Source organism: Clostridium disporicum (assembly GCF_001405015.1).
In the GTDB taxonomy this organism is placed as follows: domain Bacteria; phylum Bacillota; class Clostridia; order Clostridiales; family Clostridiaceae; genus Clostridium; species Clostridium disporicum_B.
Map to the genome: position 1 here is coordinate 1 of NZ_CYZX01000021.1, position 23,937 is coordinate 23,937.

Here is a 23,937-nt window from a genome sequence, read left to right on the forward strand (position 1 = left end):
TTATAATATAATAAGTAAATAAAGGTTGTCTTATTGGACAACCTTTATTATGTATCAAATCAACAATTTAATCTAACAGAGCCTAAAAATAAATTTTAGTTTTAAGAAAAAACATTACCTAAAATTTAGATATGAGAATATTAATATAATATATAACTGTATAAAGGTAAAAACTACTGATTTTAATCAAGTTATACTTTGGATAGGAGGTTTATGAGAAAAGAACTAAATCCAAACGAAATATTGTTTGACTTATCAATACCAGAAAACGATGAATTTAAGGAGATACAGGGGATTCCAGAATTTAATGAAGCATATAAGAGGATTAGTAGAGCACTAAGCATAGATAAAGAGGGATATAATTTATATTTAATAGATTCATTTTCAAAAGATAAGTTAAAAGAATTAATTAGTTATATTGAAAATGAATATAAAGATCTAAATTCACCAAAAGATATTTGCTACGTAACTATAGGGGATGAGAAAAAGCCAGAAGCTATATTTGTTTCAAATGGAAAGGGAAACAAATTAAAGGAAACGGTGGAAGGAATTAAAAATGCATACTTAGAAACAATAGATGATTTTTATAGGGAGTCAACAGAAGAAGAGAAGGACTTTTTAGTAGAAGAGATTCAAGGAAGAAGAAATGAGTGTATAAATGAGCTTATAGAATCAGCAAAGAAAGAGGGGTTTGAAGTAAAGGCTAGTTCTAAGGGGTTTGCATTTATTCCTTTGAATGGGGAAGAGGCAATGACAGAAAAAGAATATGATAGCCTAGATGATGATAAGAAAGAAATAATAGTTGAAAATGCAGGCAAGCTAAAAAAGAGAGCAGAGGTTGTTCTAGAAGAACTAAAAAATTTAGAGATGAAGTCTATGAAAAAGCTTAAAAAAATATACACTAAGTTTTTAATTAATAATATGGAAGAATATAAGGATGAAGCCTTAATAGAATTTATAACAGATGATGATTCTTACGAGTATTTAGAAAAATTATTTACATCTATAGAAGAAAATATTGTAGAGTGCTATACCATGAGTCTTGAAGACGATGAAAATGAAATATATGAAGTTCTAAATAAATATGATGTTAAAGTTATAGTAGATAATAGTAAGAGTCCTTGTCCACCAGTTATTTTTGAAGAAGATCCTAACTTAAATAATTTGATTGGAACAATAGAGTATGAAAATCATAATGGAGTTTATACTACAGACATATCATTAATAACAGCAGGATCATTATTAAAAGCTAATGAAGGATGTTTAATTTTAAGGTTAAGCTCTTTAGCTACAAATCCTTCAAGTTATTACTATTTAAAGAAGATACTATTATCTAATACATTATCTTTTGATAACAATAAAAGTTATATGGAATTTATTAATGTCAGTGGACTTAAGCCGGCACCTATACCTATAAAAGTTAAAGTAATTATAATTGGTGATTATGATTCATACGATATTTTATATAATTCAGATGAAGACTTTAGAAAATTATTCCCTTTAAGAGCAGAGTTTTCTCCTATTGTTGAAATAACTGATGATGTTATAAAGACTGTAACAAGTGAAATAAATAATAAGATAAGAAAAGAAGAGTTATTAAAAGTAACTAGTAATGGATTAAGAGAGATTTTTAAATATTTATCTAGAAAAGCTAGTTGTAAAAATAAATTATTTGTAGAAAAGTATACTATAGAAAGGTTATTATTATTAGCTAACCATTATGCAGTTGAAACTAAGAGTGATAAAATAACAGAGAAAGAAATAATAGAAGTTGCTTATGAAGAAGAAGCTATATTAAAAGAAATGATGAAATTATACAATGAAAAAAAGATATTAATTTCAGTTAAAGGAGAAAGAATAGGAGCTATTAATGGACTAGCTGTGCTAGATACTGGATATTATACTTTTGGAAAACCTATGAGAATAACTTGTGTTGCATATAAAGGTACAGGAAGAATTGTAGATATTCAAAAGGAAAGTAATCTAAGCGGAAAGATTCATGAAAAATCTATAAATATATTAAAAGGGTTATTAACTAATATTTTAAATCCATATGAAGAAATTCCTGTAGATTTTCATTTAAGCTTTGAACAGACTTATGGATTGGTTGAAGGAGATAGTGCATCTATTGCTGAAATAATATCAATATTATCTGCTCTTAGTAGAAAACCAATAAAACAAAATATAGCAGTAACTGGTTCAGTAAATCAGTTTGGAGAAGTTCAGGCTATTGGTGGAATAAATGAGAAAATAGAAGGATTTTATAGAGTTTGCGAGATAATAGATACTATAGAAGGAAAAGGGGTTTTACTACCAGCAGCTAACAAAGATGAAATTACTTTAACTCCGAATGTTGAAAAAGCTATACTGGAAAATAAATTTCATTTATATGAAATGGAAACATTAAATGATGCTATAGAAGTATTGTTATTAAGTGAAGGAGAAACTATAGATAAATTCTATGAAGAAGTAAATAATGAAATAAATAAATATAAATCTAAAAAATGTTGAAGTTATAAAAAGGTATCATTGGGTGAATGATACCTTTTTATAATTAAATTTTAAATTATAAGATGTAATAAAAGTTGACTACTTAACATACATTATGTTAAAATTATGGAAAAAGAAGGAAGAAAAAGGGGGTGTAACTCTAAATAATATATTTAGAGTTGATTAATATGTATCTAAATTTTGATAAACAAGATAACACTTTAATTGTTTATTTAATTGGTGAATTAGATCATCATAGTGCTGAAGAAGTAAGAGTTAAGATAGATGATAGAATAGACAGAGATAATATTAAATCATTAGTTATGAATTTTAAAGATGTTACTTTTATGGATAGTTCAGGAATAGGTGTAGTTATAGGAAGGTCTAAGAAACTTCAAGGGCGTAATGGAAATGTATGTATTGTTGAAGTAAATAACAGAGTTGATAAGGTATTTAAGCTATCAGGATTATATAAAATCATTAATAGTTACGAAAATTTAGAAGAAGCTATTAAATGCATTTAATGGAGGGGTTTTTATGTTAGATAACAAAGTATGTATAGAATTTGTAAGTAGGTCAGAAAATGAAGGGTTTGCAAGAGTAGCAGTAGCTGCATTTGTTTCTCAATTAGACCCGACTATAGATGAGTTAGCTGATATTAAGACTGCAGTTTCAGAAGCTGTAACAAATTCTATAATTCATGGTTACGAAAATAAAAAAGAGGGAATAATTAGGATAGAAGCATCAATTAGTAGTAATGAAGTAACTATAACTATAATAGATAATGGTAGAGGAATAAAAGATGTAGAACAAGCAAGAGAGCCTCTTTATACATCAAGACCAGACCTAGAAAGATCAGGAATGGGCTTTACTGTTATGGAAACATTTATGGATAGTTTAAATGTAGAAAGTGAATTTGGAAAAGGTACAAGAGTTATCATGAAGAAAAAATTTAATTAATTATGTTAGGGGAGTATTATGAAAAATGGTAATGTAAGAAAAGAAGACTTTAATTACAATGATAATTCTCAATTAATACTGTTAGCTAAAGATGGTGATAAAGATGCAATGAATATATTAATAGAGATGAATTTGCCACTAGTATCATCAATTAGTAAGAAGTTTCTAAATAGGGGCTATGACTATGAGGATATTTTTCAAATTGGATCTATAGGTTTAGTTAAAGCTATTAAAAACTTCGATAATAAATATAATGTAAAGTTTTCTACTTACGCTGTTCCTATGATAATCGGTGAGATTAAGAGATTCATAAGAGATGATGGAATGATAAAAGTAAGTAGGAATGTAAAGAGTTTAGCAAGAAAGATACATTTTGATAGAGAAATTCTTACTAAAAAGCTAGGAAGAGAACCATCTGTTGATGAATTATCAGAGTATGCAGGTATTGATAAAGAAGATATAGTCTTTGCTATGGAATCAGCAAGTGGATTATCATATCTTTATGATACAATACATCAAGATGATGGGTCACCAGTTTTATTAATAGATAAATTAAGTGAAAATGGTGAAGAAGATAGTGGTATGATAAATAAGATTGCGTTAAAAGAGGCATTAAGAGGTCTAGATGATAAATCAAGGCAAATAATTATGCTAAGATATTTTAAAGATAAAACGCAAGTTCAAGTTGCAAAATTATTAGGTATAAGTCAAGTTCAAGTATCGAGAATAGAAAAGAAAGTACTAATGCAAATGAAAAGCAAATTAGAGGATGTGTAAACTAAAGAAAATGAAAAATAGAATAAATAAAAGAAGTAAGTAAAACACCTAAAACACATTAAAGTGTATATGGTGTTTTTTTATTTATTAATAATAAAAAAATTTAATAGATAAATATACTAGAGAATTAGCTTTTTTAGGCATTTTTTTTGAGTTTAGAGGAATAATACATATATGTTAGGAAGGAGAGATTATTATGGCTGACATTTCTAAGAAAGAAGAAAAGATATTAAATGAATTTCAAGATCTTAGTAAGCAAGCAAAACCTAAGCCAAAATATTTTAAAAATATCATATTAGCATTCATAGTAGGTGGAATTATATGTACAATTGGCCAATTTATTTTGAATATGCTAATTAAATATGGAATCCCAGAAGAAGAGGCTAAAAAGTGGCTTCCTGTAATAATGGTTTTTCTAGGAGCATTGTTAACAGGATTAGGTGTATATGATAAGATAGCCACTTTTGGAGGTGCTGGAACTGTAGTTCCTATTACTGGTTTTGCTAATGCAATGGTTGCTCCAGCAATAGAATTCAAAAAAGAAGGATTTGTATTTGGAGTAGCAGCAAAAATGTTTACTATAGCAGGCCCAGTTCTTGTATATGGAATAGGTACTTCAGTCCTAGTAGGTTTAGTATATTATGTATTAAAATTATTTGGAATGATATAGGAGGTAATTATGACTTCAGCAGCAAAAAAAATAGGAAAACAAACTATAAAACTACAAAATCCTCCGAAGATAATTTCAACATTCTCAATAGTAGGACCTAAAGAAGGTGACGGTCCATTAAAAGAGTATTTTCATGAGATTATTAATGACGATACTTTAGGAAAAGATAGTTTCGAAAAAGCAGAATCAAAAATGATGTATACAGCTATAAAAGGAGCTATTTCAGGAGCAAATTTAAAAGAAGAAGATATAGATTATCTTTTTGCAGGGGATCTTTTAAATCAAATAGTTTCGTCAGGATATGCAGCAAGAGAATTAAATATACCTTTCTTTGGTTTATATGGTGCATGTTCAACTATGGCAGAATCATTAAGTATGGCATCTTTATTTGTAGATGGTGGTTTTGCAAGATATGTAGTAGCATCTACATCATCACATTTTAGTTCAGCAGAAAGACAATTTAGATTTCCATTAGAATATGGATCACAAAGAAATCCAACAGCACAATGGACTGTTACTGGATCAGGTGCTATGGTACTTTCAAATTATGGAGATTTTCCAAAGGTTACATATGTTACTACTGGTGTTGTTAAAGACTACGGTGAAAAAGATTCAAATAATATGGGAGCAGCAATGGCACCAGCTGCAGTTGATACTATCTATAATCATTTTAAGGATACAGGAAGAAAACCAAGTGATTATGATGTTATAGCTACAGGAGATTTAGGTAAAGTAGGTAAAGAGATTACAGAAAAACTATTACTTGAATATGGATATGATATTAAAGATGTTTATGTAGATTGTGGAGACATGATTTTTGATGATGAAAGACAAAAAACTGATTCAGGTGGAAGTGGATGTGGTTGCTCTGCAGTAGTTACATGTGGATATTTTTATAAGAAATTAATGAGAAGAGAGATAAAAAAGATGCTACTGGTATCTACAGGAGCTTTAATGAGTCCAACAACATCTCTTCAAGGTGAATCTATTCCAGGAATAGCTCATGCAGTTGCTATTGAAATTGATTAAGGAGGTGAATTTTAGTAGACTAAAGGTAGTTTACTAAATTATAAGTGGATTATATAAGTGCGTTTGTAGTAGGTGGTTTAATTTGTGTAATTGCACAAATATTAATGGATACAACTAAGTTGACTCCAGCAAGAATATTAGTTGCTTTTGTAACAATAGGAGCAATTTTAGGTGGCTTTGGGTTATATGATAAGCTAATAGAAATAGGAGGAGCAGGTGCTACAATTCCATTACCTAGCTTTGGAAATTCGTTAGCTAAAGCAGCTATTGAAGGTGTTGAAAAAGATGGATTATTAGGAGCCTTTACTGGTGGAATAACTGGAGCTGCTGGTGGCATTACAGCAGCAATCTTTTTTGGATATTTAATGGCTGTAATTTTTAATCCTAAAACTAAACAATAATCTAAAAAATAACTTCTAAAATTTTTTTAGAAGTTATTTTTTTATTTACACTTGAAATTGGGAAAATATAGGAATATACTTTAATTAAGTAATTGCTTAATTAAATAAAGAGGTACCTATGGAAGAAAGAATAAAAATTTTTAAAGCTATAGCGGATGAAACAAGATTAAAAATCTTAATATTAGTTTCTCATAAAAACATCTGTGCTAAAGGAATAGCTAAGCATTTAAATATATCAGAAGCAGCTGTGTCACAACATATAAAAGTACTTAAGGAATCTTCTTTAATAGTTGGATATAAAAGAGGATATCATCTTATGTATGAACTAAATAGAGAATCATTAGAAAAATCTATTAATTTTATAAAAGGGTTAATTAATGATGATTTCAATTTAATAAGTGACGGGTTAAATGAAGAAGAAAATAGCTTCGATATTTCTGTTTGCAAGAATAGTTGTAAGTCAATGAAAAATTGCTGTAAGAATATTTTAAAGGAGGATTAAAAATATGAAAGTTTGTTTTCCAATTAACACTAATGAAGGAATGAACAGTATCCCATATAATCACTTTGGAAGTGCTAAAATGTTTATAGTAGTTGATTCTGAGACAAAGGAAGTAAAAACTATAAACAACGGTAACTTAGATCATGAGCACGGTAAATGCCAACCTATTAAAGCTTTATGCGGAGAAGTAGTTGATGCTATTGTAGTTTCAGGAATAGGGCAAGGAGCTATTAGCAAACTAAAGTCTATGGGAATAAAAGTATTTAAAGCTACTGATGGAACAGTAGAAAAAAATATAGAATTAATTAATAAAAATGAACTAAAAGAATTTGATAATTCGAATATTTGTGTTCATCACGATTGTGGAAGTCATAAATAATATAGAATATAGGAAAAAAAGTAGGATTTAATTTTTAAATTAAATCCTGTTTTTTTATGAATTCTTTAATTAAAATCAAATACAGAAATAGATAGATAAAATTAAAAAGCATTTGATTTACAAATATTAAGAGTATATTAACAGAGTGGGGAAATCATATCTTAGTATAGAAATATTAGAAATAAAAAACGAAAATAAATATAGTCATAAATAAGAAGTTTCAAAAGGGAGAGATTTAAAAAGCTTAGTAATAAATTAATGAATAATTAAAGGTTAATAGAAGAATAATATTAGTGTTGATGACAAGGGAGGTGTAAAAATGAATAAAAATGAAAGTATCAAATGTAGCGTACAACAATGCAAGCATCATGCTAACTCAGCAGATTATTGTACATTAAATGCTATACAAGTTGGAACTCATGAAGCAAATCCTACAGTTCCTGAATGTACAGATTGTAAATCATTTGTATTAAAATAGCAAAATAAAATAACTGTAAGAGAGATAATCTAATGATAGATTTTCTCTCTTTTCTAAGATAAAGAGTATGAAATAAATATTAAAAATAAAATGTAATAATAGAACTACAAAATTACAAGGGTATATTTTTGAAAATATATACATTCATATTGACAAGGAAAAAAGCATAATATAAAATATTAAGTAATTGAGAATGAATATCAATGTTAAATAGAGGTTGGAGTATAGGAGTTAAGAATGAGTACAATAGGTTTTTACAAAAGTTTAAACAATATGGAAGAAAGAGAATGTATTGAAAAGTTTTTGATTTTTAATGCATCTCTAGTGATATCAGAAGCAAAACCGTCGGCAACAATAACGCTAAAAAAAGGTATTGATAGTATTTATGAAAAATGGTGCAAGTATGGAGAAAAATTTTTGAAGTCTATAGACATAAACTATATTAGCTTGAGAGAATGTGAAAATGCATTAATTATTTTAGTATACGATAAAAAACAATTATCTAATTATATATTTAAACAAGAAAATAAGCATTTTTTAAATAAGATTGGATATAGTGATGAAAATGATTTAGATATTTATTTAGAAAAATTAAAAAGAAGATATAATGAATTTAACTGCCCTCATGAATTAGGAGTTTTTTTAGGGTATCCTCTTGAAGATGTAAAAGACTTTATGAATTGTAGTACTAAGAAGTGTTTAGCTTGTGGGTATTGGAGAGTGTATAACGATTATAGTACTGCCAAAGAAGTTTTTAATACTTACGACATGATAAAAGAAAAAACTGTGAAGTATATTTTAAAAGGGGATTCTGCTCACAAGGTATTTTGCAATTTAAAAAATATTATAAGTGAGTTGGATGGTGTAGCAGTATAAAAATTAACTATAATTAACCAATATAAAAGAAGGGTGAGTATGTATGAGTATAGTAATTGTTGGTGGACATGATAGAATGAGCAAGCAGTATATTGATATGTGTAAAAAATATAATTGTAAGGCTAAAGTTTTTACACAGATGGAAACTGGGTTTAGAAATAAAATAGGAAAACCAGATGCGGTAATATTGTTAACAGATGTAGTATCGCATAAATTAGTATTAGCAGCTAAAAAAGAAGCAGACAAGAAAAATATAACAGTGATTAGAAATCATAAGAGTACAGTGAATTCATTAGAAACAGTAATTAAACAAATAGCATCTAATTAGAAGGTATTGATATGCTTATAACAATTAACAAGAAAAGAGTCAATTTTATAAAGATAGACTTATAAAAGTACTTATAATTAAAATGATTATAAGTACTTTTTTATTTTAAAGAAAAAGTTTGAAATATTGTTAAAAAACAACTTGATAATAATTATCAATTAGTGTATATTAAATAAGGTGATAAGAGTTATCAATTAAAACGAAATATCAATGGAGGACGATATTATGATGATAAATAAAAGGTTAATTAACCTTTGTAAAGATTCAAAAAAGTATATAGCACTTACTATATTAGCAAATTGGATCGCAGTGCTATGTAATATAGTAATTATAATTTTAATAGGGCAATTTATTAATAAGATATATTTAGGAGAAAGATTAAATTTAATCAATAGTAATATTTTTGCTGCTATGGCAGAATTTAAGGTAGTTGGACCAATTTCATTATTAGGAGCAGTAGCAATAATTGTTATGTTGTTAGCTATAAGATATTTAAGCAATATTTTATATGCTAAGTTTTCTAATGCAGCATCAGCAAATGCAAGAGTAACATTAAGAGAACTTATATATAAGAAATTATTAAAACTTGGAACAGGTTATACTTCAGTAGAAAGTACATCAGCTGTAGTACAAGTTGCAGTTGAAGGTGTAGAACAGTTAGAAATATACTTCGGTAAATATTTATCTCAATTATTCTATGCATTATTAGTACCAGTAACACTATTTATTTTTATGAGCTTTATATCATTTAAAGCTGCATTAGTATTTATTTTATGTGTACCGCTTATACCAGTATCAATAATAGCTATCCAAAAGATTGCAAAGAGAATATTAAAAGATTATTGGAAATCTTACTCTGACTTAGGTGGAACTTTCTTAGAAAATCTTCAAGGATTAACTACTTTAAAAGTATTTAATATCGATGAAGAAAGACATGAAAAAATGAATACAGAGTCTGAAAAGTTTAGAAAGATAACAATGAAAGTTTTAAGTATGCAGCTTAATTCAATAACTATTATGGATTTAGTAGCTTTTGGTGGAGCAGCAGCAGGAACTATAGTAGCTTTACATCAATTTAATAATGGTGAAATTCCTGTAGGAAGCTTACTTATAATAATATTACTTTCTTCAGAATTCTTTATTCCATTAAGACTTTTAGGGTCATATTTCCATATTGCAATGAATGGTATGGCAGCTAGTGATAGAATGTTTGGAATTTTAGATGCAGAAGAAAGAGAAAAAAATATAACTGTTAAAGAAAACACTAAATTTGAAGAAATTTCAGTAGAATTAAAGAACGTTGATTTCAGCTATGATGGTGAAAGAAAAGTATTAAATAATATAAATATGGAGATTACTCCAGGTGGATTAGTTGCTATAGTAGGGGAAAGTGGTTCTGGTAAGAGTACAATAGCATCACTTATATTAAATAATTACAAAGTAACAAGTGGAGAAATTTTATTAAACAAAAATAATATTGAAAATATATCATTAGATAATATTTATGAAAATATAGCTTTAGTATCAACTAATAGTTATATATTTAATGGAACTATTTTAGATAACCTTTTAATGGCTAAGAAAGATGCAACTCAAGAAGAAATTGATAAAGCATTAAAAACAGCTAGATTATTTGATTTTGTAGCTGGCTTAAAAGATGGTTTATTAACAGATATTGGACAAGCAGGTAGTGCTTTATCAGGTGGTCAAAAACAAAGATTAGCATTAGCTAGAGTAATACTTGCAAATAAAGATATGATAATATTTGACGAAGCAACATCTAATATAGACGTTGAAAGTGAAGAAAGTATTTGGGAAGCTATTTATGAACTTTCTAAAGATAAAACTATTTTAGTAATATCTCATAGATTAGCTAATGTTGTAGATGCAAAACAAATATATGTTATGAATAAAGGTATATTAGTTGAAAATGGAACTCATGAAGAGTTAATGAATGATAAGAAACATTATTATGATATGGTTAATAAACAAAATGAATTAGAAATGATAAGGGAGGTTTGCTAATATGAAAAGAAGATCAGGCTTCCAGATAATGAAAAGGCTAATAGTTGAATTAAAACCGTTAGCTCCAATTATGCTAATAACTATAAGCATGGGTGTTATAGGATTTTTAGCAGCAATAGCAATAGCAAGCTTTGGTGCAATAGCTATAGGCACACTTATAGGAGATATAACATTCATAAGCTTTACAGGTGCTATGGTAGTTATGGTTTTAAGTGCAGTATTTAGAGGATTTTTAAGATATGCTGAACAGTTATCTGGTCACTACATAGCATTTAAAATACTATATATATTAAGAGATAAGATATTTGGTAAGCTTAGAAAACTTGCTCCTGCAAAACTAGAAGGTCAAGAAAAAGGTAATCTTATATCACTTATTACATCGGATATAGAGCTTTTAGAAGTATTCTATGCTCATACTATAGCTCCAATATCAATTGCAGTAATAACAAACAGTATAATTGCAGTAATTCTATATATGATAAACCCATGGTTTGGATTATTATCAGTAGTATTCTTCTTAATAGTAGGATTCGTTATACCATATGCTTCATCAAGTCTTGGAAAAGAAGCTGGAGTAGCTTATAGAAACATGTTTGGTGAATGTAATAACTATATACTTGATTCTTTAAGAGGGTTAAAGGAAGTTTTATTATTTGGAAATGGTGAAGAAAGATTAAAAGAGATTAATTCAAAATCTCATAGAATAAACGAAAGTCTTGATAAGATAAAAGAACATGAAGGAATAATAAGAGCTATAACTGATTTAACTATAATGGTTGCTATATTAACTTTTGTAGGTGTAGGATTCCAACAATATTCAGTAGGAAAACTTTCATTTACATGGATGTTAGTAGGAATAGTAGTAATAGCATCATCATTCGGACCAGTAGTTGCTTTAAGTAATTTATCTAATACATTACTTCAGACTTTTGCATGTGCAGAAAGATTATTTGATCTTATAGATGAAGAACCTCATGTAGAAGAAGTTTTAGAAGGGCATGCAGTAAATGGTGATTCAATATCTTATGAAGATGTAACATTCTCTTATCCAAATAGAAAAGAAAAAATATTCGATAATACATCTGTTCATATTGAAAAAGGTGATAAGATTGCACTTATAGGTGAGAGTGGAATTGGAAAAAGTACATTTGTTAAGCTTATGATGAGATTCTGGGACGTTAATGAAGGTAAGATTAAGCTTGATAATAAGGATATTAAAGAGGTTGCAACAGACTCTATAAGAAGTAGCCAGACTTTAGTAAGTCAGGAAACATATCTATTTAATGAATCAATTTTAGATAATATTAAAATAGGAAATATCAAAGCATCAAAGGAAGAGGTTGTAAAGGCAGCTAAAATGGCTTCAATACATGAATTTATTGAAAGTCTGCCAAAGGGATATGATACAAAAGTTGGAGAGCTTGGAGGAAATCTTTCATCAGGAGAAAAGCAGAGAATAGGTCTTGCAAGAGCGTTCTTAAGCGATGGAGACGTATTAATATTAGATGAGCCTACAAGTAATTTAGATACTTTAAACGAAGGTGAAATTTTAAAATCTATAAAAGAAAACTGTGAGGATAAAACAATAGTTCTTATATCTCATAGAAAATCAACTACAGCAGTATGTAATAAAACTTATAAGCTAGAAAATAGCAAGCTTGTGTTGAATTAATTATATGAAATAAAGAGGATTTAAAAGTCCTCTTTAATTTTAATTGTTAGGTGATAATGATTATCAATAATATTTGTGATAGGAGAAATTAATAATGGGGAGAATTGATAGGGAAAAGAAAACTATTAAATTAATGATAGATATATATTGCAGAAAAAAACATGGAATGAAAGATGGGCAACTGTGTGATGAGTGTCAGGAGCTATTAGAATATGCTCATAAAAGATTAAGTTATTGCAAATTCGGTGAAAATAAATCTACTTGTTCGAGATGTCCTATACATTGCTATAAAAAGGATATGAAGGAAAAAGTCAAAAAAGTTATGAAATTTTCAGGACCGAGACTTATAATTTATAACCCAGTAGAATTAATGAAACATGCATTAAATAAGTAGGGAGGATATTAAGATGAATAAGATAAAGAAGTATATTTATATAACTGTAGGATTAATTGCTTTTGCACTAGGGGCCATAGGGGTAGCATTACCGATATTGCCAACAACACCATTTTTGCTTTTAGCATCATTCTGTTTTGCTAGAGGATCTGAAAAATTTAATATATGGTTTACAAATACAAAAGTATATAAGAAGCATTTAGAAAGTTTTGTTAACGAAAGAGCAATGACTTTGAAACAGAAAGTGTGCTTATTAGCTTTTGCTGATTTTATGCTAGCTTTCCCAATGATATTAATAGATAATCTACATTTAAGAATATTTTTAGTATGTCTTATACTTTTTAAACTTTATTACTTTACGTTTAGAATTAAGACTATAAAACCACAAGTGGAAAAAGTTAATTAGGATATATATTTATACAAAGGAGAAAGTATTATGGAAAGAATATCGTCATCATTTTTTATGCTGGCATTAATATTATATTATATACCAAAGATTTTAAAAATTAGAAAGAATAAATACATTAAAGCTCATATAGCTATAGGGAGCGTATCAATATTAGCAATGATAATAGCGTTAATCCAGAAATTTGGGCAACCGGATTTTATAAAATATATAGGCTTTTCTATTATAATGATATTAATAGGACTTACAGGATATTTCTTTAAAAATAATCCTAAGTTATATAGAAAGCTTCATATTATAGCTACACTATCATTTTTCGTATATTTATTTGTAAGCATAAAATTTCTTTAAAAATAATGTATTTAACTTATAGGGATATAGGTTAAAAATGATTTAGATAAGGCTAATATGGCAAAACTTATTAAATGAGGTGTTGCCATTATGAAATCAGAGATAGATATAGATTTAAATAATCCCCTACCTTACATTTTTTTAGTTTTTATCCTATCATCTTTTTTCTATAAAACATATAGTAGTGATAAGCTGCTGGCAATTGCGATTGTCAGTGGCTTTTTTCTGTTGTTACTGTTTTATAAAGGTATTTTTATTACTGCTATTATTTCTTTATTTTTTGCAGTAGGATTATTTAATAATCATCAATTTTACAACTATATTCCAGATAATATTGAAGAGATAAGAATAGATACTATAAAATCATACTATGTTAGAGGTAAAATTGGTGGGAGAAATGTATACTTAGACATAGAAAGTGATGAATTAGTTGTTGGAGATAAAATATTAGCAATAGGAAAATTTAATAAAAATCTAGATTTATCTAAAGGAATAATAGGTGAGTACAAGGTTGAAAATTATAATGTTTTAAAAAAGGATTTTATAAGTTATTTATACTATAGAAGAGAAAGATTATATGAAGCAATAAAATCTAAGTTAGGGAGAAGGAAAGCAGGCTTTATTACATCAGTAGCTTTTGGATACTCTGAGGCCCTTGACAATGAAGATAGAGATGATATGAAGGTATTTGGTATTTCACATGCTATAGCCGTCTCAGGGCTTCATATGGCTATTGTATATGGAATACTAAAGAAGCTATTTGGTAGTAAATTAAGTTTAGTTATAGCTTTAGCATATGTATTATTTACAGGGGCATCTCCGTCTACTGTGAGAGCTTATATTATGATACTGATAATGAACTTTGCTTTAGTAGTTAAGAGAAATTATAACCCAATAGCAGCGATATCTTTAGCTGGAATAATCTTATTAATAGTAAGACCATACGATTTGTTTAGTTTAGGATTTGTTTTATCCTTTTTAGCTACTTTAGGAATAATATTATTTAATAAAAAACTAAATAAAAAATTATATAAGTTACCTAAGAAGATTAGAGAAGTAGTATCGGTATCTATATCAGCACAAATATTGACATTTCCTATTTTAATATATAGTTTTAATGAATTTTCTCTAAATTTTTTGATAGGAAATATCTTCATAATACCTATTATTAATATCTTAGTGCTTATAGGAAATTTACTATTGATATTTTATAAAATTACTCCAGTATTTAATTATTTATTATATCTATGTTATTGGTGTATTAAATTTATAGATAATATAATGGACTTTTTCTGGGATTATAAAATTGATATATTATATTTAAATTTTACAATAGCATTTTTTTATTCTATTCTTATAATTTCTTATTATTTTTATAGGAAAGGTTATAAAAAGTTTATATTGCTACCGATAATATCATTAATATATATTTTTATATTAAATTATAATCCTATTCCTAATATAAGATATTATAAAGAAGGAGCATTATTAGTTAGCTTTAGAGGTGAGAATATATTAATTCAGACAAAAGCATTAGTAGATAAAGTAAAGCTTAAAAAAATAACTATGTCGGATAATATTTATAAAGATTTTAATGAGATAAACATAAAAGATAAAATAATAATAAAAAAGGAAGGAAAAAATTATAAATTAGAAACTGTTAAAAAAGAATATATGTTAGTGGTGAATAAAGAGAAAATAGATACTGAATATGATATAATAGATTTCAGCACAGGTGACTTGCAAGAAGTAATTATATTTGATGATAAAGTAATTTCAAGGTGATAAGGAGAGAAAAATAATCTTGATAAATTTAGAACAGTTTGAAGATGAAATTAAAAAAAATAAAATAGCTAACTCATATATATTTTGTGGATTAGATGAAGAGTTAATCAAGGAGAGTATTGATTCGATAGTAAAAAGAACTATAAGTAAGGATTCATTAGACTTAAATTTAATAAAGCTTGATGGATTGCAAACAACTTGCCAGGAAATAGAAAATGCTTGTGAGACTATGTCTTTTTTTGGAGATAAAAAGGTTGTTATTGTTTATAGAGCCAATTTTTTAAGAGAAAAAACAGATAAAGAAGGTACTAAAATTTATACTGAAGTTTCGAATTATGTAAAAAATATGACTCCAGATACTATCCTTATAATGTATTATTTATTTAATGATAAAAGAGAAAATCCTAAAAAAAATAAAAAGTTATCAAGTTTAGATAAATATATGAAGGTAGTTCATTGTGATAAATTAAAAAAAGACAAATATTATAAGAAAATTGAAGATATGTTTAAAGATAAAGGAAGAGCTATTGGTAAAATTCAAGTTAAATATTTTGCAGATAAAGTAGCTAATAATTTTGACATTATTAAAAGAGAAATAGAAAAATTAGATGCATATGCATGGGGGAGAGAAATAACAAAAGAAGATATAGATAAATTATTAAATTCTAAAAGTGAAGATGATATATTTGATTTAGTTGAATACATATCACAAAGAAAAGTCGAAAAAGCGTTAGATTTATTAGATGAATTATTATTTAAGGCAGATCAGCACATGCTTATAATAACATCTATACAAAATCATTTTAAGAGATTGTATGAATTTAAGGTGTATTTATCTAAGGGTAAAAGAGTAGACTTTTTTATGAGTAAATACAGATTACCACAATTTGTGTGTGAAAAAATAATGAATCAATGTCAAAAATTTAATTTAAAACAATTAAATGAGCTTATAAAGATATGTGTTGATACAGAAAATAAATTAAAATCATCAGCATCAGATAAGCAAACTGAAATGGAACTTATGCTTTTTAAAACATTTATGGTAAAATAATAGCCGGTGATTATTCACCGGCTTTTATTTATTACGCCATAGCGTTTAATTTTGCAGCTAATCTTGATTTCTTTCTAGCAGCCATGTTCTTGTGAACAGTTCCTTTTTGAGCAGCCATGTCTAAAGACTTAGCAGCTTTAACGAATAAAGCTTTAGCTTCTTCAGCGTTGTTAGCAGCTACAGCAGCTTCAAACTTCTTTATAGCAGTTTTTAAAGCTGATTTAACCATTCTGTTTTCTAAAGTCTTCTTTTCAGTAACTTTAATTCTTTTCTTTGCTGATTTTATGTTTGCCATTCAATTCACCCCCTTAAAATTTTATAGGGCCTCTGCAGTTTTTGGGGAATCTGCGTACGAGTTCATTTTTAACATAAGTTATTATAACACCGAAACTTTGTAAGTTCAAGTATGAAATTAAAAGTTATTTGGGAAAATAATTTTGATGATATAAGAAAAGCTAAGGAGGAAAGATATGATTAATATAAGAACAGACCTCGCAATCGAGGCTAAGCAAGCATATACAGAAGAAAATAAGAGAGAATTGGATGGCGTGAAAGTTGACGAAGAATATGAAGGAGAGGTTAAAATTACCACTGTAACTATAGAAAGTGATGAGGCTGGACGTGAACTTGGAAAGCCAAAAGGCCACTATATAACCCTTGATATTCCAGATTTTGCACTATATGACGGTGAAAGCATGGATGAAGTATCAAAAGTTTTTGGTAAAACTTTGAAGAAATTAGTAGATATAGATAAAGATAAGTTAGTATTAGTAGTTGGATTAGGAAATTGGAATGTTACACCAGACGCATTAGGTCCAAAAGTTGTTGAAAAAACAATGGTAACAAGACATATTAAAGAATTAATGCCAGATGCTATAGATGATTCTGTAAGACCTGTATGTGCATTGGCTCCAGGTGTTTTAGGAATAACAGGAGTGGAAACAGGGGAGATAGTTAAATCTTTAGTAGATAGGATAAAACCAAGTTTAGTAATCTGTGTAGATGCATTAGGAGCTAGAAAGCTTGAAAGAGTTAATAGAACTATACAAATTGGAGATACAGGAATTTCTCCAGGAGCTGGTGTAGGAAATCATAGAATGCAAATAAATGAAGAAAGTTTAGGATGTAAAGTAATAGCAGTAGGAGTTCCTACAGTTGTCCATGCAGCTACTATAGTTAATGATACTATGGATTTATTATTAGATGAACTAATTAGTAAAGCAGAAACAGGTAAGGAGTTCTATAATATGCTACATTCAGTAGATCGTGCAGAAAAGAATGCATTAATAAGAGAAGTATTGACTCCTTTTGTTGGAGAACTTATGGTTACACCTAAAGATGTAGATTTAGTTGTAGAAAATTTAGCTAAAGTTGTAGCAAATGGAATAAACATAGCAATTCAACCAGATATGGAATTAGAAGATATAAATAAATTTCTAAATTAGTCTAGTGGTGAATGATTATGTCAATCCTCCCATATACATAAAGTGTAAGGGGGGATTTTTATTTGAAAGGGTATATAGATATAAGAAATAAAATTGCAAAAAGAAAAGGTTTTAGGGTCAAATATATAATATTTTTTATAGTGATTCTATTTTTTCTTTTAGATTTTTTTTAGTTATAAATAGTAATAGTGAACGAGGAAGTTTGCCGTATGTACAACTATTAAATTTTTCTATGCCAATAGTAGAAGTTCAGGCTTATGATGAAGGTGTATATATAGAAAATAAATTAGATTTGAAAGAGGTAGTTATAGAAACTTTAGGAGTAAAGAATATAAGTACCTATGGGATTATAAGTAATGAAATAAGTTTCTTTAAAAATATTAAGATAGATAGTACTTTTAATATAACAGAAACTGCAACTAAACCTATTTTACCTTTTTTTTCACCTTATGAATTGAGTGAAAATAGCATGGTGATGGTTAATGAAGAAGAGTCTGGTGTATTTAATAAGGTTAGTGCAGCTTATGATCCAAAATTAAAATTAGAATTAGAATTAGAAGGATTAAATAAGAAAATTTTGCTCCATTACACTCATAGTCAAGAAGGATATTCAGAGATTGGGGCTAAAGGGAATTGGAATTCCTTTGATAATAGCTTAAATATAATGGGGGTTGGTGATGTTTTAACAAAAGAGCTTGAAGAGGGATATGGAATATCGGTGATAAATGATAAGACAATACATGATATTGATTATACTAAATGTTACGAGCAATCATATAAAACAGTTGAAATGTATTTGCAGGAATATGGAGATTTTGATCTTATAATAGATCTTCATAGAAACTCTGCTACTGAAAGTATGACTACTGTTAATTTGAATGGTGAAGACTTAGCGAGAATTATGTTTGTAACAGCACAAAATAGTCCAAGGTATATAGCTAATATGGAATTAGCACAACAATTTACAAGTATAGCAGAAGGAGTATTTCCTACACTATTGAGTGGAATGCCAATTTTAGATAGACCTAGTGGGATATATGGAAATAATTTAGGGTTAAGTGATAACATGATACTTATAGAGTTAGGAACAAATGAAAATAGTATAGAAGATGCAAAAAGAAGCACTAAATATATAGCAAGAATTATAGCAGAGTATTTAAAAGATAAATAAGCAAAATGTCTTTTTAAAAGCTTTTACTAATTTTTTTATAATTAAAGTTAAGAATTTGATGTATGAAATATTTTTGGTTTGTATTAATAATTATGTAAAACCCTCATATACATAATAAAAGAAACATGCTACTCACATGAGTTTATATATGTAAGTTCAAATAACTAAATTTAAGATTTAGATTTTTACTTAAAAGTATGGAGGGATATTTACATGGAAAGATATTATTCAAATAACTTTAAGTTTAACAGAGGAGGACCTATAAATAATCTTAGGGCAAGAGGAAAAACAAAATTTAGTATTGGATATATAGTTATGATTTTGATTGTTATATTTTTAGCCTTTAGAGCTTTTAATGTTATAAATAGCTATAGTGAAAGAGGGGCTTTGCCATATGTTCAATTATTAAATTTTTCTATGCCTGTAGTCGAGACAACAGTTTATGATGAAAGTGTTCATTATGAAAGCAAACTAACATTAAAGAAGGTTATTGCAGAAACATTAGGATTAACTAAAATAAGTACTTCTAGCATTATAGGAAATGAGATAAGTTTATTTAAGAATATAGGAAATCCGGAAGTAACAAGTAAATCAAGTATACCGTTTTTATCACGATATGAAGTAAGTGAAAATAGTATAGCTAAGGTTACGGAGGAAGATTTAGCGCAATTAAATGCAGTAAGTGAGGCTTTTGATCCAAATTTAAAGGCCATATTAGAACCTTTAAATATTAAAGTTCTAATATATCATACTCATAGCCATGAAGGTTATGCAGAAATAGGATCAGATGCTAGATGGAATACCGATAATGAAGATATTAATGTAATAGGTGTCGGAGATGTTTTAGCTAAAGAGTTAGAAGAAGGCTATGGAATAACAGTAATACATGATAAGACTATTCATGATAATAATTATACTGTATGTTATGATAGGTCACAGGAGACCCTTCAAAATTATCTAAATGAATATGGAGATTTTGATTTGATAATAGATTTACACAGAGATTCTGTGGAAGATAAGAATCTTGTGACAGCTAATATAAATGGACAAGATTTAGCTAGAATAATGTTTGTAACAAGTGTAAATAGTAGTAGATTGGAAGCTAATACAGCTTTAGCTAGTAGTTTAGCAGGAATAACAAACAATTTATTTCCAGGACTTATGAGAAATAAAGACATATTCCATTATGAAATTGGAGGTATAAATGGATTTAATATGAGTTTGAGTGATAACATTGTCGTTTGGGAAGTAGGAGCAAATGTAAATACATCAGTTGAGGCAAAACTTTCAGCTAAGTATATGGCAAGAGTAATAGCAGAGTACTTTAAAGAGTAAAAATAATTGAATAAAATTATAAAAAAGTGAGCATCCTTATAGCTAGTAAGTTAGGGGGTGCTTTTTTTATGAAAAAGTATTTTATATTTTGTATAATTGCAATATTAATAATAGTAAGTGTAATAAAAATAAATATAATAAATACAGAAATTCTATCTCCTGTGGGGAATTTCCAAGATAATTTTAATAAAATAAATGAAGAATTTGGTGAGGATTTTTCAGAATTTATTATGGATAAATCGCCGATGAAAATTTATTTAGGAGAAGAGGGAGATAATTCTGCAACAGTAAAAATAAATAAAAAAGAAATTAATTTAACCAAAAATAATCCGTTTTTGAAAATTTTTAATCCTGTTATAGATTTTTTTAAAAATAGTTATAAGAAAATAGAAGAAAAGTTTAATGAAAAAACAGAGAGCAAAGAAAATGTTAAGGAAATAGAAAATAAGGGTGAATTGGAAAACGTAGTTGAAGATTTTATTAATTCTTTAGAAGGTGAATAATATTTTTAATAATTACACAGTAATAAGTTATAGTTATAACCCAATATTCTTGACACCTCCTCGGTGATATATGTTATAATTTAGCTTGATTTAATTAAATGGGGGTGAAAAAGCTGCTTTATTGTTTAAAGTAGTTAAGATATATGCAAAGTAATAGACAATCAAAGATAAGAAATTTCTCAATAGTAGCTCATATAGATCATGGTAAATCAACATTAGCAGATAGACTATTAGAGATAACAGGAACCCTTACCCAAAGAGAAATGGAAGAACAAGTTCTTGATAATATGGAGATTGAAAAAGAAAGAGGAATAACTATTAAATCTCAAGCAGCAAGACTGGTTTATAGACGTCCGAATGGTGAAGAATACATATTAAACCTTATTGATACTCCAGGTCACGTAGACTTTACATATGAGGTTTCAAGAAGCTTAGCTGCATGTGAAGGAGCTGTATTAGTTGTAGATGCAACTCAAGGAATACAAGCACAAACTTTAGCTAACTGTTATTTAGCATTAGATAACGATCTTGAAATAGCTCCTGTTATAAATAAAGTTGACTTAGCATCAGCAAGACCTGATGAAGTTAAGCAAGAAATTGAAGATGTTATAGGAATAGAAGCTCATGATGCACCTATGATATCTGCAAAAACAGGTTTAAATGTAGAAGATGTTTTAGAAACGATAGTAGAAAAAGTTCCAGCGCCATCAGGTGATGAAGAAGCACCATTAAAATGTTTAATATTTGATTCATACTATGATAGCTACAAAGGTGTAGTATGCTATGTAAGAGTAATTGATGGTAAAGTTAAGCCTGGTACAAAGATTAAGCTTATGAACACAAATAAGGTTTATGATGTAACAGAAGTGGGAGTATTTACTCCAAGACTATTACCAATAGGTGAGTTAATGGCTGGAGATGTTGGTTATATAACAGCTTCAATTAAAAATGTTGCAGACGCAAGAGTTGGTGACACTATAACAGAAGCAGATAGACCAACTGAACATGCACTTCCAGGGTATAAGAAAGCAGTACCAATGGTTTACTCAGGTATATATCCAGTAGATGGTGCTAAATATGATGAATTAAAAGAAGCATTAGAAAAACTACAAATAAATGATGCTGCTTTAGATTTCGAACCAGAAACATCAATAGCTTTAGGATTTGGATTTAGATGCGGATTCTTAGGATTACTTCATATGGAAATAATTCAAGAAAGAATTGAAAGAGAATTTAATTTAGATATTATTACTACTGCTCCATCAGTTATTTATAAAGTTACAAAGACTAATGGAGAGATGATAGAACTTACGAATCCAACTAATTTACCAGAACCAACAGAGATAGATTTTATGGAAGAGCCAGTAGTTAAGGCTAACATAATATCACCAACTGATTACGTTGGAGCTATAATGGATTTATGTCAAGAAAGAAGAGGAACATTTATTGATATGCAATATCTAGAAGAAACAAGAGTTTCTATAGCTTATGATATTCCATTAAATGAAATAGTTTATGATTTCTTTGACACATTAAAATCAAGAACAAGAGGATATGCATCATTTGATTATGAATTAAAAGGTTATGCAAGAACTGAACTTGTTAAGCTTGATATATTACTAAATGGAGATGTAGTAGATGCATTATCTATGATTGTTCCAAAAGAAAGAGCTTATCATAAAGGTAGAGGTATAGCAGAAAAGTTAAAGGAAATAATTCCAAGACAAATGTTTGAAGTACCAATTCAAGCTGCTGTAGGTTCTAAAGTTATAGCAAGAGAAACTGTTAAAGCGATGAGAAAAGACGTACTTGCTAAATGTTATGGTGGAGATATATCAAGAAAGAAGAAGCTTCTTGAAAAGCAAAAAGAAGGTAAGAAGAGAATGAGACAGGTAGGTTCTGTTGAAGTTCCACAAGAAGCATTTATGGCTGTATTAAAAGTAGACTAATATATATAAAGGAGCTGTTGACAAAGTGAACAGCTCCTTATTTATTTATAAAAAATATTATCTATATAATTATAAAGCTCTGTTAAATCAAGAGAATCAGCAATATTTTTTAAGAGAGAAACTTTTTTGTAATCATCCATTTCAATATGATCAGGAATTATTGGATTTAATCTAAAATAATTTTGCATAAATAATTCTTTGCAATAAATATCTTCAACTAGACTAGAGCCTTCTAAAAGAATAGTTAATATAGGAGATTTAATGCTTATAAATGGATCAAATGCCCATTGAAGCATACCCCATTTAGCTGTATTAGAGGCAATTTTATTTGGATAGTTACCAGTACCTATAGAAAGTATTCTTAGTTGACTAGAACTACTTATAGAATCCAGTTTACTAAGTGCAAAGAATGAAGCTATTGGAGTAGGATTATTTACAACAACTCCCCCATCTATAAAGCCTTTATGAGATGGGAAATATGTAGGAGCAGCAGAACTAGCAAGTGCAGCATCAATAACAGAGAATTCAGCAGTAGTATTATCAGTTAAATTATTTAAAAAAACTGGTTCCCAAGAGTTTGATGTGAAGCCGTTAGTGCTAAAGGTAGGAATAAAAACATAAGGATGTAAATCTTTTAATTTTAAGTCTTCTGGAAAGTTAGCTTTCAGTTCTTTTAATAAATTTTTACTGCTAAATTTGGGTATAAAAAAATTCGGTCTTTTTTTTGAAAATATTTTTTTTATATTTTCTTCATTGTAAAGATTATCAATTGCATAAGAATTTTTTGAATATGCTAAATATAGTGCAATTATTGAACCGGTTGAGGTGCCAGCAAATAAATCTATATCTTCTAATAAAGTAGGATATTTTTGAGTTAATCTAAGAATTATTCTAGTTGAAAGAGCACCTTTTATACCACCACCGTCAAAAGATAGAATTTTAAAATTCTTCAATGGAAAT

General features: G+C 28.1%; 26 protein-coding genes. 24 read left to right on the forward strand and 2 right to left on the reverse strand.

The annotated features are described in order from the left end of the window. Nucleotides 1–213: 213 nt before the first annotated feature. The 19 genes from ARA56_RS13000 (at nt 214) to holA (ending at nt 16,574) form a co-directional block, all read left to right on the forward strand. Nucleotides 214–2,511, forward strand: a complete 2,298-nt coding sequence (locus ARA56_RS13000) for an AAA family ATPase (protein ID WP_055267364.1) — start codon at nt 214–216, stop codon at nt 2,509–2,511. Nucleotides 2,512–2,678: 167 nt separating this feature from the next. Further along, the gene (spoIIAA, locus tag ARA56_RS13005) at nt 2,679–3,014 is read left to right on the forward strand and encodes an anti-sigma F factor antagonist (RefSeq protein WP_055267366.1); all 336 of its coding nucleotides are present in this window, start codon (nt 2,679–2,681) and stop codon (nt 3,012–3,014) included. A gap of 13 nt (nt 3,015–3,027) precedes the next feature. After that, the gene (gene spoIIAB, locus ARA56_RS13010; protein ID WP_055267368.1) at nt 3,028–3,450 is read left to right on the forward strand and encodes an anti-sigma F factor; all 423 of its coding nucleotides are present in this window, start codon (nt 3,028–3,030) and stop codon (nt 3,448–3,450) included. An 18-nt stretch (nt 3,451–3,468) separates the two neighbouring features. Continuing rightward, nucleotides 3,469–4,227, forward strand: a complete 759-nt coding sequence (gene sigF, locus ARA56_RS13015) for an RNA polymerase sporulation sigma factor SigF (protein ID WP_055267370.1) — start codon at nt 3,469–3,471, stop codon at nt 4,225–4,227. Nucleotides 4,228–4,432: 205 nt separating this feature from the next. Then, on the forward strand, nt 4,433–4,897 hold the full coding sequence (gene spoVAC, locus ARA56_RS13020; protein ID WP_055267478.1) for a stage V sporulation protein AC: 465 nt from the start codon (nt 4,433–4,435) through the stop codon (nt 4,895–4,897). 9 nt (nt 4,898–4,906) lie between these two features. Then, complete coding sequence (spoVAD, locus tag ARA56_RS13025; protein WP_055267372.1) at nt 4,907–5,926, forward strand: stage V sporulation protein AD; 1,020 nt, start codon at nt 4,907–4,909, stop codon at nt 5,924–5,926. A gap of 44 nt (nt 5,927–5,970) precedes the next feature. Continuing rightward, complete coding sequence (gene spoVAE, locus ARA56_RS13030; protein WP_055267373.1) at nt 5,971–6,327, forward strand: stage V sporulation protein AE; 357 nt, start codon at nt 5,971–5,973, stop codon at nt 6,325–6,327. 118 nt (nt 6,328–6,445) lie between these two features. Continuing rightward, nucleotides 6,446–6,829 carry an ArsR/SmtB family transcription factor gene (locus tag ARA56_RS13035; protein ID WP_055267375.1) on the forward strand — a complete coding sequence of 128 codons (384 nt, stop codon included), beginning with the start codon at nt 6,446–6,448 and terminating at the stop codon, nt 6,827–6,829. A 4-nt stretch (nt 6,830–6,833) separates the two neighbouring features. Continuing rightward, entirely contained in the window at nt 6,834–7,208 is a 375-nt protein-coding gene (locus ARA56_RS13040) for a NifB/NifX family molybdenum-iron cluster-binding protein (protein WP_055267377.1), read from the forward strand. A gap of 319 nt (nt 7,209–7,527) precedes the next feature. Next, complete coding sequence (locus tag ARA56_RS16330; protein ID WP_070205701.1) at nt 7,528–7,686, forward strand: DUF1540 domain-containing protein; 159 nt, start codon at nt 7,528–7,530, stop codon at nt 7,684–7,686. 237 nt (nt 7,687–7,923) lie between these two features. Further along, nucleotides 7,924–8,562: a DUF3793 family protein gene (locus ARA56_RS13045; RefSeq protein WP_055267379.1), complete on the forward strand. Its 639-nt coding sequence runs from the start codon at nt 7,924–7,926 to the stop codon at nt 8,560–8,562. Between the two features lie 43 nt (nt 8,563–8,605). Continuing rightward, a complete protein-coding gene (locus tag ARA56_RS13050) occupies nt 8,606–8,890 on the forward strand; it encodes a DUF2325 domain-containing protein (protein WP_055267381.1) in 285 nt (94 codons plus the stop codon). A 225-nt stretch (nt 8,891–9,115) separates the two neighbouring features. Further along, entirely contained in the window at nt 9,116–10,915 is a 1,800-nt protein-coding gene (locus ARA56_RS13055) for an ABC transporter ATP-binding protein/permease (protein ID WP_055267383.1), read from the forward strand. A 1-nt stretch (nt 10,916) separates the two neighbouring features. Then, nucleotides 10,917–12,587, forward strand: coding sequence for a thiol reductant ABC exporter subunit CydC (gene cydC, locus ARA56_RS13060; protein WP_055267385.1), 1,671 nt, complete (start codon nt 10,917–10,919; stop codon nt 12,585–12,587). A gap of 94 nt (nt 12,588–12,681) precedes the next feature. Then, on the forward strand, nt 12,682–12,981 hold the full coding sequence (locus ARA56_RS13065; protein ID WP_055267387.1) for a nitrous oxide-stimulated promoter family protein: 300 nt from the start codon (nt 12,682–12,684) through the stop codon (nt 12,979–12,981). Nucleotides 12,982–12,994: 13 nt separating this feature from the next. Next, the gene (locus tag ARA56_RS13070; protein WP_055267389.1) at nt 12,995–13,387 is read left to right on the forward strand and encodes a YbaN family protein; all 393 of its coding nucleotides are present in this window, start codon (nt 12,995–12,997) and stop codon (nt 13,385–13,387) included. 30 nt (nt 13,388–13,417) lie between these two features. Continuing rightward, complete coding sequence (locus tag ARA56_RS13075) at nt 13,418–13,738, forward strand: hypothetical protein (RefSeq protein ID WP_055267391.1); 321 nt, start codon at nt 13,418–13,420, stop codon at nt 13,736–13,738. 90 nt (nt 13,739–13,828) lie between these two features. After that, nucleotides 13,829–15,523: a ComEC/Rec2 family competence protein gene (locus tag ARA56_RS13080; RefSeq protein ID WP_055267393.1), complete on the forward strand. Its 1,695-nt coding sequence runs from the start codon at nt 13,829–13,831 to the stop codon at nt 15,521–15,523. 19 nt (nt 15,524–15,542) lie between these two features. Beyond that, nucleotides 15,543–16,574, forward strand: coding sequence for a DNA polymerase III subunit delta (gene holA / locus ARA56_RS13085; protein WP_055267395.1), 1,032 nt, complete (start codon nt 15,543–15,545; stop codon nt 16,572–16,574). 31 nt (nt 16,575–16,605) lie between these two features. Here the strand turns inward: holA and rpsT are convergent, their stop codons facing one another. Then, nucleotides 16,606–16,869: a 30S ribosomal protein S20 gene (rpsT, locus tag ARA56_RS13090; protein WP_032117965.1), complete on the reverse strand. Its 264-nt coding sequence runs from the start codon at nt 16,867–16,869 to the stop codon at nt 16,606–16,608. Between the two features lie 175 nt (nt 16,870–17,044). On the opposite strand from rpsT, the gene gpr reads away from it, so the two are divergent. From gpr to lepA, 5 genes are all read left to right on the forward strand, one after another. Continuing rightward, complete coding sequence (gene gpr, locus ARA56_RS13095; protein ID WP_055267397.1) at nt 17,045–18,019, forward strand: GPR endopeptidase; 975 nt, start codon at nt 17,045–17,047, stop codon at nt 18,017–18,019. Nucleotides 18,020–18,221: 202 nt separating this feature from the next. After that, entirely contained in the window at nt 18,222–19,190 is a 969-nt protein-coding gene (gene spoIIP, locus ARA56_RS13100; RefSeq protein WP_148315777.1) for a stage II sporulation protein P, read from the forward strand. A 213-nt stretch (nt 19,191–19,403) separates the two neighbouring features. Further along, nucleotides 19,404–20,525, forward strand: coding sequence for a stage II sporulation protein P (locus tag ARA56_RS13105; protein WP_055267401.1), 1,122 nt, complete (start codon nt 19,404–19,406; stop codon nt 20,523–20,525). Between the two features lie 68 nt (nt 20,526–20,593). Next, nucleotides 20,594–21,028 carry a hypothetical protein gene (locus ARA56_RS13110; protein ID WP_055267403.1) on the forward strand — a complete coding sequence of 145 codons (435 nt, stop codon included), beginning with the start codon at nt 20,594–20,596 and terminating at the stop codon, nt 21,026–21,028. Nucleotides 21,029–21,171: 143 nt separating this feature from the next. Next, the gene (gene lepA / locus ARA56_RS13115; protein ID WP_055267405.1) at nt 21,172–22,977 is read left to right on the forward strand and encodes a translation elongation factor 4; all 1,806 of its coding nucleotides are present in this window, start codon (nt 21,172–21,174) and stop codon (nt 22,975–22,977) included. A 41-nt stretch (nt 22,978–23,018) separates the two neighbouring features. Here lepA and ARA56_RS13120 read toward each other — a convergent pair whose 3' ends face one another. After that, the gene (locus ARA56_RS13120; RefSeq protein WP_055267407.1) at nt 23,019–23,930 is read right to left on the reverse strand and encodes a patatin-like phospholipase family protein; all 912 of its coding nucleotides are present in this window, start codon (nt 23,928–23,930) and stop codon (nt 23,019–23,021) included. Nucleotides 23,931–23,937: the final 7 nt, after the last annotated feature.

Bases quoted from the DNA above. Each gene is read 5' to 3' on its own strand.
- ARA56_RS13035 (WP_055267375.1), top strand. From the start codon at position 6,446: ATGGAAGAAAGAATAAAAATTTTTAAAGCTATAGCGGATGAAACAAGA.
- cydC (WP_055267385.1), top strand. From the start codon at position 10,917: ATGAAAAGAAGATCAGGCTTCCAGATAATGAAAAGGCTAATAGTTGAA.
- ARA56_RS16330 (WP_070205701.1), top strand. From the start codon at position 7,528: ATGAATAAAAATGAAAGTATCAAATGTAGCGTACAACAATGCAAGCAT.
- ARA56_RS13045 (WP_055267379.1), top strand. From the start codon at position 7,924: ATGAGTACAATAGGTTTTTACAAAAGTTTAAACAATATGGAAGAAAGA.
- sigF (WP_055267370.1), top strand. From the start codon at position 3,469: ATGAAAAATGGTAATGTAAGAAAAGAAGACTTTAATTACAATGATAAT.
- ARA56_RS13055 (WP_055267383.1), top strand. From the start codon at position 9,116: ATGATGATAAATAAAAGGTTAATTAACCTTTGTAAAGATTCAAAAAAG.
- ARA56_RS13110 (WP_055267403.1), top strand. From the start codon at position 20,594: ATGAAAAAGTATTTTATATTTTGTATAATTGCAATATTAATAATAGTA.
- ARA56_RS13000 (WP_055267364.1), top strand. From the start codon at position 214: ATGAGAAAAGAACTAAATCCAAACGAAATATTGTTTGACTTATCAATA.
- ARA56_RS13105 (WP_055267401.1), top strand. From the start codon at position 19,404: ATGGAAAGATATTATTCAAATAACTTTAAGTTTAACAGAGGAGGACCT.
- ARA56_RS13075 (WP_055267391.1), top strand. From the start codon at position 13,418: ATGGAAAGAATATCGTCATCATTTTTTATGCTGGCATTAATATTATAT.
- spoVAD (WP_055267372.1), top strand. From the start codon at position 4,907: ATGACTTCAGCAGCAAAAAAAATAGGAAAACAAACTATAAAACTACAA.
- spoIIAA (WP_055267366.1), top strand. From the start codon at position 2,679: ATGTATCTAAATTTTGATAAACAAGATAACACTTTAATTGTTTATTTA.
- spoIIAB (WP_055267368.1), top strand. From the start codon at position 3,028: ATGTTAGATAACAAAGTATGTATAGAATTTGTAAGTAGGTCAGAAAAT.
- ARA56_RS13065 (WP_055267387.1), top strand. From the start codon at position 12,682: ATGGGGAGAATTGATAGGGAAAAGAAAACTATTAAATTAATGATAGAT.
- ARA56_RS13040 (WP_055267377.1), top strand. From the start codon at position 6,834: ATGAAAGTTTGTTTTCCAATTAACACTAATGAAGGAATGAACAGTATC.
- ARA56_RS13070 (WP_055267389.1), top strand. From the start codon at position 12,995: ATGAATAAGATAAAGAAGTATATTTATATAACTGTAGGATTAATTGCT.
- ARA56_RS13050 (WP_055267381.1), top strand. From the start codon at position 8,606: ATGAGTATAGTAATTGTTGGTGGACATGATAGAATGAGCAAGCAGTAT.
- rpsT (WP_032117965.1), bottom strand. From the start codon at position 16,869: ATGGCAAACATAAAATCAGCAAAGAAAAGAATTAAAGTTACTGAAAAG.
- ARA56_RS13080 (WP_055267393.1), top strand. From the start codon at position 13,829: ATGAAATCAGAGATAGATATAGATTTAAATAATCCCCTACCTTACATT.
- gpr (WP_055267397.1), top strand. From the start codon at position 17,045: ATGATTAATATAAGAACAGACCTCGCAATCGAGGCTAAGCAAGCATAT.
- lepA (WP_055267405.1), top strand. From the start codon at position 21,172: ATGCAAAGTAATAGACAATCAAAGATAAGAAATTTCTCAATAGTAGCT.